The sequence below is a fragment of the Paenibacillus sp. FSL F4-0097 genome (assembly GCF_038593125.1).
Lineage (GTDB): Bacteria > Bacillota > Bacilli > Paenibacillales > Paenibacillaceae > Paenibacillus_AQ > Paenibacillus_AQ odorifer.
The window spans coordinates 4,915,444-4,929,775 of the sequence record NZ_CP151965.1 but is presented as its reverse complement, the minus strand read 5'-3'; the positions used below and the strand labels follow the sequence as shown (position 1 = coordinate 4,929,775).

Below are 14,332 nucleotides of genomic sequence, written 5' to 3'. Positions count from 1 at the left end.
GGGAGGTAGCTATGAAGCATTGGGTAGGTAAACCCGTTATAATGTACTGCGGAGAGAAACCTTATACCATTATGAAGGGAATCCTGCGCAAATGGGACCTTTCCGCATCGGTGGCGGTCATTGGCCATCAGGAAATTGCTGTGCCGTTTCGGGATATTGTTGTTATTAAGGCTCTGGCTCCAAAAGAAAGAGCGCTGCCTCCAGTTCTCCATTCCGTGGGTTATGTGATGAGGGATCGGCAGCAATTTGACAATGCAGTGTATTTTAAATCGGCGGTCAGCGTCTGGAAAGAGGATCAGCTTATTGCCTTTAATACGATTATTACCTCACATACGAAAGGTTCAGTTACACTTCAGAACGGCCAAAACCTGATGAAGGGCAATCACATCTTTGTAGTTCGTTCTTTACGAGGGTGATTTCAGGAACCTGTAAAGAATAAAAAAGGGTACGACTCCGAGTGATTGGAGACGTACCCTTTTTTATTTTATAGTTAAGCTCCGCCCGTTCACGAAGTAGATCACAACCGTTATAGCTCCTCTTTTTTGATAGGCTCAGCTTCATCTTTACGGTCTGCAATAATAATCTCATACACGCGCAGGAAAACAATTTTTATAATCATATAAACAGGGAGCGCAATAAGAACTCCGATAATACCGTAGAAGTCTCCACCTATAAGGACAAGGATGACCGTAGTCAGTGGATGAACATCCAATGATTTTCCGTAAATAATCGGTGAGAGTACATTATCCTGGATCTGCTGGGCAATGAAAATTATGACTAGAGACCATATGGCCATCGTCGGTGATTCAATGAAACCTACTATTATTACCGGAATCGCTGCTAAGAATGAACCCACATATGGAATGAAGTTAAGAGGCACTGAAATTACGGCGAGTAACAGGGAGTAAGGCAGTCCGATGATAAGGAATCCTATATATAACATAATACCGAGTACGACATTTAGCACCACACGTGTGACGATGAAGCTGCTTAATGCGCTGTCGATATCTCCAAGCATCTCTTGGCCTTCCTTCCGATATTTTCTCGGAATTAAGCCTTGAAGTTTAGGCGATAGCTTATAGTCATCTTTTAGCATGTAGTACAGAATGATGGGCAAAGTGGCGATTAACACTACAATGCTGGAAACAACGCCAATCAAATTGGACATGGAATTGGTAACCCAGGTAATAGTATCGCTAAGAAATTCTGATAAACGGGCCGCGACGTCAGAATCCCCTTTGAAAAAACGTGACAGTGTCGGATTCTCCCTCAATGCATTGAACTGATCCTGCAAACCTTGCACGAGGTAGGGAGTGTTATCAATAAAGTTCTGAATTTGTTCTTGCAGTGTCGGCCAGACTAGAATCCAGAAGAGAACGAACAAGCCCGCAATCAGAAAATAAATGAGCAGGATGGAGAACGCCCGGTTTAATTTTCTTTTCTCTAGGATTCTTACTAACGGACGCAGCAGGTAGTACATAAACCCTGATAACATCATGGGAACAAGTAATAATTTGAAAATGGCACCTAGTGGCGCGAAGAGAAACATTACTTTGGAGCCTAAGTACAAAATCAGTAAAAAGGCGATAATAGCAAGGCTTGTCCGAAAATACTTCTGTTGTGGCAATAAAAACATCCCCCAAAATTCAAATTTATATCTATGTAGTTTAATAACCCTAATTTACAAGTATTGATTCAAAAGCGGGTAATTCCTTATAGGTAGTTCTTGGCATACCCATATAGAGGTTCTAGTTACAAAGGTTACGCCAAGTAAAAAGATCGCAATATAACAAGGGTATATCACTACTTCGCTGCTTTTTTCGTGGATTATCTTGATTTTCGTTTATGAGATTTTCTAGTGGATAAAGTGAAGATTTCAGGAACTACCTCCTCGCCTCCAGTTTCTTTGGTAACTTGTCTTGCTTTAACAAGAGATAAAAAGGAAAAAATCTCACCTAATGCTACAAGTCCAGCTGCGATGATCTCATAATCCTCAGCGCTAAGTTCTGCGGATTCCACTGGATTAGTGTTATTGGTGGTCCCATTCTTATTAGCATTGCTGTTACCGTTATTTCTCCCACGGTTTCTTCCATTGGCCATTTCTGATCACCCGCTTTTCCCGGTATGTATTATTAATATGTTATAAATGCCGTATATGAGATAGGCAATTGGGATGTAATTTTGCACTGTCTCTTTTTAGCACTTTACATAGGATGAAAACGCCGTTAAAATCATAAACGAGCACAAACGATCAATAACGGTCACATATAATCAATTAACGGTCAAGAAAATTCATAGATGAGCGCAAGGAATTGTACAGGTCGCGCTCTCACATAAAGGAGCGAGCCACGATGATGTTTGAGGAAGAGAGAAAACAAAAAATCGTGCTTTTTGTGGAAAAAAACTCAAGAGCTTCTGTACAGGAGCTAAGTCAGGAAATGGGCGTATCCGAGTCTACTGTGCGCCGTGATCTGAAGGAGCTGGAAGAAGCCAAGCTATTAAAGCGTACTCATGGCGGAGCAGTTTCCTTGCAGAGTGTCAATTTTGAGGCGGCTTATCCTGATAAGGAAGATCATTTATTGGATGAGAAGCAACGGATTGCCCGCAAAGCAGTGGAGATGATTCAGGAGGGTGACGCTATACTGCTTGATGCAGGAACAACAACACTGCAGATTGCCAGAGAGCTGAAGAACTTTTCGAATATCAAAGTCATTACGAACTCGATTATGGCGCTGAATGAGCTGCGGGATTGCCGCAATATCGAAGTCTCAATTACAGGTGGTATGCTTCGCCCGGATACGATGGCTTTTGTTGGACCGATGACAGAACGTTCCTTAGATATGGTGAGAGTGGATAAAACTTTTCTTGCTACTAATGGACTGGATTTGCGGGAAGGCATCACAACCCCGAACATGTTAGAGGCAGCTACAAAACGCAAAATGATCGCAGTCGCCAAGCAAGTTATTCTACTGGCAGATCACAGTAAGCTGGGGCAGGTATCCTTTAGCAAGGTTGCTGATGTGACGGAAATGGATCATTGCATTATAGATTCAGGAGCGTCTGACAAATTCATCCGTGAGATCACGCAATTGGGTGTGGATTTCACGCTGGTATAAATTCTATATAGGATAAGCAATTATGAATTACCGTGTGATCGTTTGGAGAAATTACAGATGCCGTATTTTTGATCGGTAATCTATGGCTTAGAAAACCAACATAATTGAGGGATAATCATGATCTATACTGTAACGCTTAATCCTTCCATTGATTATATCGTGGAAGTGGAAGATTTGAGACTGGGTGACTTGAACCGGATGAAACGTGATTTGAAGCTTCCCGGAGGGAAGGGGATTAACGTATCCCGAGTGCTTAAACAGCTTGGGGTTCAGAATAAGGCTATGGGATTCCTTGGCGGCTTCACCGGCCGATATATTGAGGATTGGTTACACGAAGAATCAATTTCAAGCGATTTCGTGTTTGTTTCTGATGATACGCGGATTAACATCAAGCTCAAGCATGGAGAAGAAACGGAGATTAACGGTGTTGGACCCGCCATTCTTGTTCCGGAAGCCGACGCACTATTGCAAAAGCTGGCTGCTCTGAACGCGGAGGATGTAGTGATTTTGTCGGGAAGCGTTCCCCCATCACTGGGTGCAGATTTCTATGACAAGCTTATATCTGTGTGCAAACAGAGTGGAGCGGAATTCGTCATTGACACTACTGGTGCTGCACTTCAAAAAGCGCTGGCGTATCAGCCATTGCTGGTTAAACCGAACCATCATGAGCTTGCAGAGCTATTCGGCGTAACAATAGACACGAGGGAAGAGATTATTACTTATGGACGCAAGCTGCTGGATTCAGGAGCGAAACATGTACTGGTTTCCATGGCGGGTGAAGGGGCTTTGTTCATTACGGAGCAAGGGGTATACCACGCCAACGCACCAAAAGGTAAAGTGAAAAATTCTGTAGGTGCAGGGGATTCCATGATCGCTGGTTTTGTAGGGACACTGTCTTTGACAGGAGACTTGTTGGAGGCGTTCCGTGCAGGCGTTGCCTCGGGCAGTGCAACCGCATTCTCTGATGATTTAGCGGACAGAGAATTCATTGAACAGCTGAGACCGCTGATCCAAATCTCAGAAGTGTAAGCCGACAGCATTCAAAGTACTTAAGGGAGTTGAACATGATGAAAATAACGGATTTAATGATAAAAGAAACTATGATCATGGATCTAAAAGCTACAACTAAGGAAGCTGCAATTGATGAATTGATTGCAAGTCTTGCTGCTAGTGGCCGAATTAATGATCCGATCCTTTTTAAAGAGATGATTCTGAAGCGCGAAGAGCAATCCAGTACTGGGATTGGTGGCGGTATCGCGATGCCGCACGCTAAGACTAAAGCGGTAAATGAAGCGACGGTTGTATTTGCTAAGAGCGCAAAGGGAGTGGAGTTTGAATCCCTTGATGATGAGCCAGCACGTATCTTCTTTATGATTGCCGCTCCAGAAGGAGCAGGCAATGTGCATCTTCGTACACTGGCCTCATTGTCCAGACTACTGATCGATAGCGAGTTCATTGAACAGCTTATGAATACTCAGACTCCGGATGAGGTATCAGCTTTGTTTGATGCCAAGCAGGCGGAAGGCGAAGCTAAGGAGAAAGAGAACGAAGCTGCTGAAACTGCCGCAAAGTCAGAGCCTGAACGTGTAATCGTGGGCAACCCGGATTCCCAAGCTTTTGTCGTAGCTGTAACTGCTTGTCCTACAGGCATTGCGCACACTTTTATGGCTGAAGATGCCCTTAAGAAAAAAGCTCTAGAAATGGGAGTTAATATCCGTGTAGAGACGAATGGTTCAGAAGGGGCCAAAAACGTACTCACCCCTGATGAGATTCGGCGTGCAAGCGGTGTAATTGTTGCAGCTGATAAAAAGGTGGAAATGGCCCGTTTTGACGGTAAACCTGTACTGCAAAGACCGGTAAGTGATGGCATCCGTAAGTCGGAAGAGCTTATTCGTAAAGCTATGAATGGGGAAGCGCCGATCTATCACAATGAAGGTCGCGGTGGCAATGACGAAGGGTCTAAAGAGAAATCTGGCAGTATCGGCAGTAAAATATATAAGGACTTAATGAATGGGATCTCCCACATGCTTCCGTTTGTAGTCGGTGGCGGTATTCTGCTAGCAATCTCCTTCCTGATTGAACAAGTAGGTGGAGCAGATCATCCGCTGTTCCAGTTACTGCAGACAATCGGTGGCGGAGATGGTGCCTTCCATTTCCTAATTCCAGTCCTTGCTGGATTTATAGCGCTTAGCATTGGTGATCGTCCGGCTCTGATGCCAGGTATGGTTGGGGGCTACATGGCCTTGAATTCCAACGCTGGGTTCCTCGGCGGGCTGGCTGCTGGTTTCTTGGCGGGTTATGTAATTATCGGACTACGTAAAGTATTTGCAGGTCTGCCTAAAACACTTGACGGACTGAAGCCGATCCTGTTATACCCGGTATTCGGGCTTCTAATTACCGGTGGATTGATGTATTACCTGTTCGATCCGGTCTTTAGCTGGATCAATGTAGGACTGATTGATTGGCTTAATGATCTTGGAACTGTTAATGCTGTTATTCTGGGCCTGGTTCTCGGTGGCATGATGGCCATAGATATGGGTGGACCTTTCAATAAAGCTGCTTATACTTTTGCCATCGGTGTATTCACTACCAGTGGCAATACCAACGGCTTCATGATGGCTGCTGTAATGGCCGGGGGGATGGTGCCTCCACTTGCAATAGCACTGGCTTCTACTTTCTTTAAGAATAAATTCACGGAAGAAGAACGTAAATCAGGCTTAACGAACTATGTGCTGGGCTTGTCGTTCATTACGGAAGGGGCCATTCCATTCGCCGCAGCCGACCCACTTCGTGTCCTAACCTCTTGTATTCTTGGTTCGGCCGTTGCTGGAGGTCTTACACAACTTTGGAATATCAACGTGCCTGCTCCGCATGGCGGGATCTTTGTAGCTGCCCTTTCAAGCCACGCGCTGTTGTTCCTGTTGGCTGTTCTGATCGGTTCGGTCATCTCCGGATTGATGCTCGGATTATGGAAGAAACCGCTTGAAGCAAAGTAACTTTATAAGTAAATTGAACTGCTGGGTGCCAGAATTTTCATTCTGGTGTCCAGCAGTTTTTGCATGGACTTTAATCTACCCCTTTCCTCGCCCATAGGTAGATTTATCTCCATAAATGAGGTTTAATTTTATATAATTGAAAATATATATAATCAGAAGGAAAAGGAGCGAGCGAGATGATATTACATAAGGGGGAAGTCTTGTTCCGCCAAGGAGACAGCTGTGATTTTTTATTTAAGGTAAAAAGCGGGCTGTTCAAGGTCACAAGACTTCATGAGAATGGGAACATGGTGTTATTTAACATCCTGTATCCTGGTGAGATGGTTCCCCATCATTCACTCATTTCGCCAAAGGAGGCGCATGGAACGGCAGTTGCGATGATGAAGAGCGAGGTGGAGGCAGTTCCATCAGCAGAATGGTATCAACAGCTGCGGGATGATCCTGGTCAAGCGATGGAAATCGCCAGACTGCTTCAGGAGAAGGTACGGTTTATGCAGACACGGCTGGATCATCTTACTGTAGGTACACCTGCAGAACGTATGGAATTGCTAACCCGCTGGTTTAATGACTATTCTCATGGCGCAGCGCTAACAGAGTTATTGACCCAGGAAGAAATAGGGCAATTGATCGGTGTAAGACGTGAAACAATCAACCGTTTGCTGCGGAGTACAGAGTGATTCCTGCTTTTTTCTGGCAAACTGTTTAGAGTAGGGTGGCTCCGTGGTATAATGTAAACAGAACTTATCAAATTAGAGAAAGGATCAGGATACCATGTGTCCCCGAAGGACGATTCCCCAAAGGACGATTTGGAAACGTTATGATCTGTCTTATACTTAGCTTCCCTGTAGAAGGTGCGTAAACCGTTGTTACTTGACGAACCGCCTCTGCGAGGGGAAGGAGTATATATATGCGAAGGAGCGATACCTCCGGTTTTACCCGTCGTAGAGGTTGGTGGGACGTCTAGCCGCCATATACGATAAGGGGAGACCTGTATGAGGAACCACAATTACGGAGTGAATGTACTGCTCCGATTGACAGTCATTTTGTTTGGAACATTTTTGCTTGCATTTACTTATTATCACATCAATTTTCAGAATCATTTGTCAGAGGGCGGATTCGTAGGATTATCGCTGCTTGGCAAATATGTATTAGGAATTTCACCTTCGATTTCAACTCTGCTTCTAGACGTTCCAGTACTCTTGATAGCATGGATGTTCAAAGGGAAAGCGTTCGTGTGCAACACTTTTGTTTCTGTAGGAGCTTTTACAATCTTCTATGGTCTCATGGAACGTTATTCCGGTTTGGTCATCAACTTGCAGGACAATTTGGCATTAGCAGCTCTTTTGTCCGGCGTACTGACAGGTTTAGGAGCGGGAATTATCCTGCGGAGTGGCGGGGCTAGCGGTGGAGACGATATTTTGTCGCTGCTGGTTAGTGAATGGAAGGGAATCAAAGTAGGTACGGTATTCATCATGATGGATGTAATCGTTCTGGCACTATCACTCTTTTATATGCCTGTTAAAGAAACGATGTATACAGTGATGGCAGTAGTCGTAGCCGGCTATGTGATCACCTTTACAACCTCTTTAGGCAAACCAAAGCTAGTGAAGTCGCCAAAGATTCAATCTACTTTGCGTAAACCTCATGATGGTACGGTAATGTGAATAAGGCTGTATAAACAGCTTATTTCGGGGATATACTACATTTAAGGTCAGCCAGAATTTCTGGTTGACTTTTTTTTGTTGGATATGACGTATTTTAAAGGGTGCAGTCCTAGGGGCGTTGTTCGGACGTTTCGCTCATAACAAAAGATGGCGTACAGTGAAAATCCTGCACGCCACCTTTTAGTTAACTTAAGACTCACTTGTGCTCGTCTTTGAATCGTGTAGAGACATTTGCGACCAGCTTGTCTTTTATTTAGCCCACGGTATTCGTGATAGCTTCGCATTCGTCCGAACAATGACCACTGTGCTGTGTTTCACAGTCCTCACAGCAAATATGCTGAAGATGACAAGCATCATTGGCGCAATTGATAAATTGGTCAGCTGGCTGACCGCAGTGATGGCAACGTCCGACAACGATATCCTCGTCGGTATGATTAATCTGTACGGAGATCCGCTCATCGAAGACATAACATTTTCCATCAAACAGTTGGCCCTGTACCTCAGGGTCTTTACCATAAGTCACAATGCCGCCATCCAACTGGTACACCTGCTCAAAGCCTTCCTTCATCATAAACCCGCTTAATTTCTCGCAGCGGATCCCGCCTGTACAGTAGGTCAGGATTGGTTTATCCTTAAGGTCGCTCATATTCTCGCGAATCCAGTCCGGGAATTCTTTGAAGCTGTCTACTTCGGGGCGGATGGAGCCGCGGAAATGACCAAGATCGAATTCGTAGCCGGTACGACCATCCAGAATCACCACATCGTCGCGCTGCATCATTTCGTAGAAATCTTTAGGTGCCAGATGCTCTCCGGTAATCACGTTAGGGTCCAGTTCATCCTCGACCCGGAACGTCACGAGTTCCTTTTTATAACGAACGAAGATCTTTTTGAAGGCATGAGCATCAGCCTCATCGATCTTGAAGACGATATCGCTAAACAGAGGGTTTGCGCGCAAATCCTTCATGTATTGTTCGGTTTGGGCAACCGTACCTGATAGTGTTCCGTTAATGCCTTCATCAGAAATGAGAATTCGTCCCTTTACATCAAGCTCTTTGCAGTAAGCCAAATGCTCCTGGGCGAATAGTTCTGCATCCGGCACTTTTACAAATTTATAGTATAGCAGAATTGCATATTCCGATTGTGGATTCATTCATTTCACCTTTATCATTAGAATTAGACTACTAAATAAACATTTAAGTATAAAAAGTATTGTAACATATTATCAAGTATTGACAAGAGATGTGGTACAGTAACCTGAAGAAAGCTGGTATAAATATCATTTTTCAGGGATACCAGGATTAAGGTCAGCCAGAACCTCTGGTTGATTTTTTCTGCAGGATATAGGCGGTTTTCATGGATAGTTATGATTAGCGAAACCGTGAATCGCAACGCACGTATATATTTTCATTCATAAGTCACATGATGACTTTAATTATAAGGAGGAACTGCGGGATGAGTGCTCATGAGATTGATTATGCCATTATGGGTGAGGAAATACAGTGTGTAGAGGTGCAGCTTGACCCAGGAGAGAGTGTAATTGCCGAAGCCGGGAGCTTCATGATGATGGATCAGGAAATAACAATGGAGACGATATTTGGTGACGGCAGCGGAGGCTCGCGTGGAAGTGGCTTGATGGGGAAGCTGATGGGCGCGGGCAAACGTCTGTTGACAGGTGAAAGCTTGTTTATGACTGTCTTCACACACAGTGGTTCTTATGGGCGTAAAAGTGTTACCTTTGCTGCTCCGTACCCAGGCAAAATCATCCCGCTCGACTTGCAGCAATACGGTGGAAAAATCATCTGTCAAAAGGATTCGTTCCTTTGCGCGGCAAAGGGCGTTTCAATCGGTATTGAATTTCAGCGTAAGCTGGGTACTGGCTTTTTTGGTGGGGAAGGTTTTATTATGCAAAAGCTGGAGGGTGATGGACTTTCATTTGTACACTCTGGCGGTTATGTTATGGAACGCACACTTCAACCGGGAGAGACGCTTAAGCTGGACACTGGCTGTCTAGTCGCTATGACGTCTTCGGTGGATTACAATATTGAGTTTGTAAAAGGGGTCAAAACCGCGCTGTTCGGCGGTGAAGGCCTGTTCTTCGCAACGTTGCGCGGACCCGGCAAGGTGTGGGTACAATCGCTGCCATTCAGCCGAATGGCCGATCGCATCCTGTCCGCTGCCGGCAACAGCGGTCGGAAAGAAGAAGGAAGCGTGCTTGGTGGGCTTGGTAATTTGCTGGATGGCAGATAAGTCTGCGTGAGCGAAGCGCATAGCGTGGGAGTAGAGGATATATGGAATGTGGAGTGAGCGTGGAAAGCATATGAAGCAAAGAGCGTACGAAATGTGGAGTGAGCGTGGAATTGTTGAGCATATGAGGCAAAGAGCGCACGGAATGTGGAGTGAGCGTGGAAATGCTGAACATATGAGGCAAAGAGCGCGCGGAATATGGTGAGCGTGGAAAGCATATGAAGCAAAGAACGTACGAAATGTGGAGTGAGCGTGGAAATACTGAGTATATGAGGCAAAGAGCGCGCGAAATGTGGAGTGAGCGTGGAAATAGTGAGCATATGAGGCAAAGAGCGTACGAAATGTGGAGTGAGCGTGGAATTGCTGAACATATGTAGCAAAGAGCGTACGAAATGTGGAGCATACGAGGTATACAACATTACAAGAGGACGCATCGTTTCAGCGGTGGTGCTATATTGGGATGGTGAAACAAGGGCAGAAATGCCCTTGTTTTGCTGTAAAGGTTTAGTATCGCGCGAAAGAAGGGCAAAATTGCCCTTGATTTACTTCGAATTAGCTAGTGTGGCACGAAAGAAGGGCGAAAGTACCTTTGATTTGCTCGAATGAGCTAGTGTGACGCGAAAGAAGGGTAAAAGTGCCTTTGATTTACTCGATACTGCCAAATGAACGGTATAAATCCCGTAGAATAGAGCCGATCGAGCACCTATAGCCAAATGTACGGTATAAATCCCGTAGAATGGAGCCGATTGAGCACATATAGCCAAATGAACGGTATAAATCCCGTAGAATGGAGCCGACGGAGCACCTATAGCCAAATGAACGGTATAAATCCCGTAGAATGGAGCCGATGGAGCACATATATCCAAATGTACGGTATAAATCCCGCAGAATGGAGCCGACGGAGCACCTACGGCTATATGAACGGTATAAATCCCGTAGAATGGAGCCGATGGAGCACATATAGCCAAAAGAGCGGCACAAATCCCGTAGAATGGAGCTGACGGAGCACCTATAGCCAAATGAACGGTATAAATCCCGCAGAATGGAGCCGACGGAGCACCTACGGCTATATGAACGGTATAAATCCCGTAGAATGGAGCCGATGGAGCACCTACAGTCAAATGAACGGGATAAATGCCGTAGAATAGAGCCGATCGAGCGTATACGGTCAGATGAGCGGTATAAATCCCGCAGAATAGAGGCGATCGAGCACCTATAGCCAAATGTACGGTATAAAGAATAGAGCCAATCGAGCGTATATAGCCAAATGTACGGTATAAATCCCGTAGAATGGAGCCGATGGAGCACATATAGCCAGATGTACGGTATAAATCCCGTAGAATGGAGTCGATGGAGCGTATATGGCCAAATGAACGGTATAAATCCCGTAGAATAGAGGCGATCGAGCGTATACGGTCAAATGTACGGTATAAATCCCGTAGAATGGAGCGGATGGAGTAGTTGCGGCCAAAGGAGCGGTATAATCCCATAGAATAGAGCCGATCGAGCGTATACATCTCTATAAGCGCTATATATCCACAGATAAGTTACTTCAACAAGCAATAAGTTACTTATGTTCGATGGGATATCACCGTTCGGCGTCTGCAATATCAACTCTAAATTGTCCTCCACTACCGTTATCGCTGCCACCGCTACCTCGCTACCACCACTGCCACCGCTGCCACCACCACTACTGTAATCTTAAACCAATTTATAGTTTGATAAAGCCGTAATGGGCTATGCTCATTTACGGTTTTTTATGTTTTTGTAAGTAATGGTTGGCCGAAGTAGATGACCACTCAGGTAGGATTGGGATAGTTTAATTAATAACTATATAATACCAGTTCATGAGTAGCTGGTTCAGGTATGATGTGTTCAACACTAAATCGTACTTTGGAGGAATGTATATTGGTAATGGACGTGGAATTTGGCAAGGAAATTGAGAATGCTATTAGTTGGGCTAAAGAGCGGCTGGGGTCGCAGGAGTATCCGCTGCGTTGTCTTGCTTTTGTTGAAGATGCATATGAAAGAAGCAATGGGATCGAAATGTGGGGAGGCAGCGATGCACGTGAATCCGCTGAGCTGTACGATGCGCACAAGAACACCGGGGCTCCGCCAGCTGGCGCGTTTATTTTTTATGCTTGCTCAGGTTTGGTGGACGGTGAGCTTAAGGATTGGGGGCATGTAGCTTTGGCCCTTGGGAATGGCGAGGCCATTCATGCCTGGGATAAAGTAAGGATAGATCACTACATGGAAATTTGCCATCTGCAAGCTGCTCCAGGCTGGAGCCAACCAGAACTTATCGGCTGGGCACCTGTAGAGCGAGTTCTTGCCGGGATTCAGAAGAAACAATGGGACTAGTTGATATCCTCAAACCTAACTTATCCAAGAACCTAGAAGGTGCCGTAAATAGGTGCTTCATGGGTTCTTTTTTCTTCCTTCTGATTTGACTAACCCTATGCACGGTGTATATATTATTTGGCAGACCCCCTTATATTGTTAAGGCTGGACCGGAGGTATGATATGTTTAAAATATTTATTATAGAAGATGACCGTGGACTTGTGGCTTTGCTGCAGGATTATTTACATAAGTTTGGATATGATACGCAGGCGGTGAGTGATTTTGAGCGGGTCCGCACTCAGTTTGAGGCGTTCGCGCCACATCTGGTGCTCCTTGATGTTAATTTACCAAAATACGATGGTTATTATTGGTGCCGCCAAATTCGCGGAATTTCAACCTGCCCTATTCTTTTTATATCTGCCCGCGATGGCAAAATGGACCAAGTAATGGCGCTGGAAAATGGAGCCGACGATTATATCACTAAGCCTTTTGATTACGAAATCGCGATGGCCAAAATCAAAAGTCAGCTGCGGCGCGCCTACGGCACCTATGCCGGAGGGAATAATGAACGCACACTGAACGTTGCGGGAATGACGCTGGATGTAGAGCGGCTAATCCTTACCCGAGGCGAAGCTAAAGTGGACTTAAGCCACACGGAAGCCAAAATACTAGATGAGCTGATGCAAAAGTCCGGAGTCATCGTTACCCGGGACAGGCTGCTCGAAAAAATCTGGGATGATCAAGCCTTCGTGGATGAAAATACATTAAATGTATATGTTACCCGTGTACGCAAAAAACTTGCTGCTCTCGCTATCACAGATGGACTACAAACCGTGCGCGGTCAAGGCTACCGTTTGATTCCGAATTGGGGGGATGAGGAATGAAGTTGTTTTTACGGGAACAGTTCCCCCTGATCGTGGTTTATCTAGCCCAGCTAGTCCTGATCACATTAGTATATCGGCTGGATGGAGGCAGCGGTCTGAATGTAAGTTTATATGCCGCGCTGCTCAGCACTTGTCTACTGATTGGCTACCTCGCTTACCGTTATGTCACCAATCGCACGTTCTATGAACGTTTGGAGACTACGCCCTCCTCTCTCGATGAGGCAGGTGGCCCTGCACAGGATTCTCCGCTAGCCGTAAGCTTGCGAGGTTTACTGGGGTCGCAATTCCGCCTCTACAAAAATGATTTGCACAGCTACCGCCACAAATTAGAAGAACATATTCACTTTATTAATCAATGGGTACATGGCATGAAGACGCCGTTGTCTGTCATTCATCTGATCATTCAGGATAAGGATGGCCCTCCTTTTACGGCAATTGGTGATGAACTGGATCGTCTGAAAAAAGGACTGGATACCGTGCTTTATACGGCCCGTCTGGATACTTTTGAACACGATTTCTATGTGGAACGGCTGAATTTGGAGACAATCGTGCGTGGTGTGACCTCTGAGCAGAAGCGGCTTTTTATTCGAAAAAGAGTTTTTCCAGCTATACAAATAGATGAGCAGATTACCGTAACTACGGATGAAAAATGGCTCACTTTTGTCCTTACGCAGCTGATTACGAACGCTGTACGTTATACGACTGAAGAGGGCAAACATGTTTTTTTTCAAGGGATGGTCACGGAAGATAAGCAGACTGTGCTTGAGATCCGGGATGAAGGAGTGGGCATACCAGCAGGAGATCTGCCGCGCGTGTTCGATGCATATTTTACCGGGGTGAATGGACGAACCTTCCAGGAATCTACGGGGATGGGTTTATATCTCGTGAAGCAGATCTGCGGCAAGCTTGGACATGAGGTGAGTATCCGTTCCGAAGAAGGAAGCGGGACCACCGTGCGGATTGTATTTAGGGAGCAGCATATAACAAACCTTACAAATGTGTAAGGGCATTGTAAGTTTCAGAAATAGCAGCCCATGTGTACACTTTGTATAATGAAGGCAATCCAGTCGAAAGAAGGAGAGGTAAC

At 45.3% G+C, this 14,332-nt stretch carries 14 protein-coding genes; 10 read left to right on the top strand and 4 right to left on the bottom strand.

Features of this window, described 5'->3' with window-relative positions:
• Positions 1-11 precede the first annotated feature (11 nt).
• Positions 12-416 carry a hypothetical protein gene (locus tag MHH86_RS22185; RefSeq protein ID WP_036683006.1) on the top strand — a complete coding sequence of 135 codons (405 nt, stop codon included), beginning with the start codon at positions 12-14 and terminating at the stop codon, positions 414-416.
• A 110-nt stretch (positions 417-526) separates the two neighbouring features.
• Here the strand turns inward: MHH86_RS22185 and MHH86_RS22180 are convergent, their stop codons facing one another.
• Both MHH86_RS22180 and MHH86_RS22175 read right to left on the bottom strand, forming a co-directional pair.
• Positions 527-1,636 carry an AI-2E family transporter gene (locus MHH86_RS22180; RefSeq protein WP_036683003.1) on the bottom strand — a complete coding sequence of 370 codons (1,110 nt, stop codon included), beginning with the start codon at positions 1,634-1,636 and terminating at the stop codon, positions 527-529.
• A 191-nt stretch (positions 1,637-1,827) separates the two neighbouring features.
• Positions 1,828-2,100 (bottom strand): hypothetical protein, encoded by a 273-nt coding sequence (locus tag MHH86_RS22175; RefSeq protein WP_036683002.1) that lies wholly within the window; start codon positions 2,098-2,100, stop codon positions 1,828-1,830.
• Between the two features lie 251 nt (positions 2,101-2,351).
• Here MHH86_RS22175 and MHH86_RS22170 point away from each other — a divergent pair, with 251 nt between their 5' ends.
• The 5 genes from MHH86_RS22170 to MHH86_RS22150 all read left to right on the top strand — a co-directional run bounded on the left by MHH86_RS22170 (position 2,352) and on the right by MHH86_RS22150 (position 7,776).
• Positions 2,352-3,116 (top strand): DeoR/GlpR family DNA-binding transcription regulator, encoded by a 765-nt coding sequence (locus tag MHH86_RS22170; RefSeq protein ID WP_305953507.1) that lies wholly within the window; start codon positions 2,352-2,354, stop codon positions 3,114-3,116.
• Positions 3,117-3,233: 117 nt separating this feature from the next.
• Positions 3,234-4,145, top strand: a complete 912-nt coding sequence (gene pfkB / locus MHH86_RS22165) for a 1-phosphofructokinase (RefSeq protein ID WP_036683000.1) — start codon at positions 3,234-3,236, stop codon at positions 4,143-4,145.
• A 38-nt stretch (positions 4,146-4,183) separates the two neighbouring features.
• On the top strand, positions 4,184-6,112 hold the full coding sequence (locus MHH86_RS22160) for a fructose-specific PTS transporter subunit EIIC (protein WP_036682998.1): 1,929 nt from the start codon (positions 4,184-4,186) through the stop codon (positions 6,110-6,112).
• 176 nt (positions 6,113-6,288) lie between these two features.
• Positions 6,289-6,789 (top strand): Crp/Fnr family transcriptional regulator, encoded by a 501-nt coding sequence (locus MHH86_RS22155; RefSeq protein WP_036682996.1) that lies wholly within the window; start codon positions 6,289-6,291, stop codon positions 6,787-6,789.
• A 315-nt stretch (positions 6,790-7,104) separates the two neighbouring features.
• Positions 7,105-7,776, top strand: a complete 672-nt coding sequence (locus MHH86_RS22150; RefSeq protein WP_036682994.1) for a YitT family protein — start codon at positions 7,105-7,107, stop codon at positions 7,774-7,776.
• A gap of 253 nt (positions 7,777-8,029) precedes the next feature.
• Here MHH86_RS22150 and MHH86_RS22145 read toward each other — a convergent pair whose 3' ends face one another.
• Positions 8,030-8,926, bottom strand: a complete 897-nt coding sequence (locus MHH86_RS22145) for a rhodanese-related sulfurtransferase (RefSeq protein ID WP_036682991.1) — start codon at positions 8,924-8,926, stop codon at positions 8,030-8,032.
• Positions 8,927-9,228: 302 nt separating this feature from the next.
• Between MHH86_RS22145 and MHH86_RS22140 the strand changes: the two genes are divergently transcribed.
• Positions 9,229-10,023, top strand: a complete 795-nt coding sequence (locus MHH86_RS22140; RefSeq protein ID WP_038572584.1) for a TIGR00266 family protein — start codon at positions 9,229-9,231, stop codon at positions 10,021-10,023.
• A 539-nt stretch (positions 10,024-10,562) separates the two neighbouring features.
• On the opposite strand, the gene MHH86_RS22135 is transcribed toward MHH86_RS22140, so the two are convergent.
• Complete coding sequence (locus tag MHH86_RS22135; protein ID WP_340892279.1) at positions 10,563-11,510, bottom strand: hypothetical protein; 948 nt, start codon at positions 11,508-11,510, stop codon at positions 10,563-10,565.
• 424 nt (positions 11,511-11,934) lie between these two features.
• Here MHH86_RS22135 and MHH86_RS22130 point away from each other — a divergent pair, with 424 nt between their 5' ends.
• From MHH86_RS22130 to MHH86_RS22120, 3 genes are all read left to right on the top strand, one after another.
• Positions 11,935-12,381, top strand: coding sequence for an NlpC/P60 family protein (locus MHH86_RS22130; RefSeq protein ID WP_036683209.1), 447 nt, complete (start codon positions 11,935-11,937; stop codon positions 12,379-12,381).
• A gap of 162 nt (positions 12,382-12,543) precedes the next feature.
• Positions 12,544-13,245 carry a response regulator transcription factor gene (locus MHH86_RS22125; RefSeq protein WP_036682984.1) on the top strand — a complete coding sequence of 234 codons (702 nt, stop codon included), beginning with the start codon at positions 12,544-12,546 and terminating at the stop codon, positions 13,243-13,245.
• Entirely contained in the window at positions 13,242-14,249 is a 1,008-nt protein-coding gene (locus MHH86_RS22120; protein ID WP_036682982.1) for a sensor histidine kinase, read from the top strand. The genes MHH86_RS22125 and MHH86_RS22120 overlap by 4 nt, the downstream gene beginning before the upstream one ends.
• The last annotated feature ends 83 nt before the right edge of the window (positions 14,250-14,332 follow it).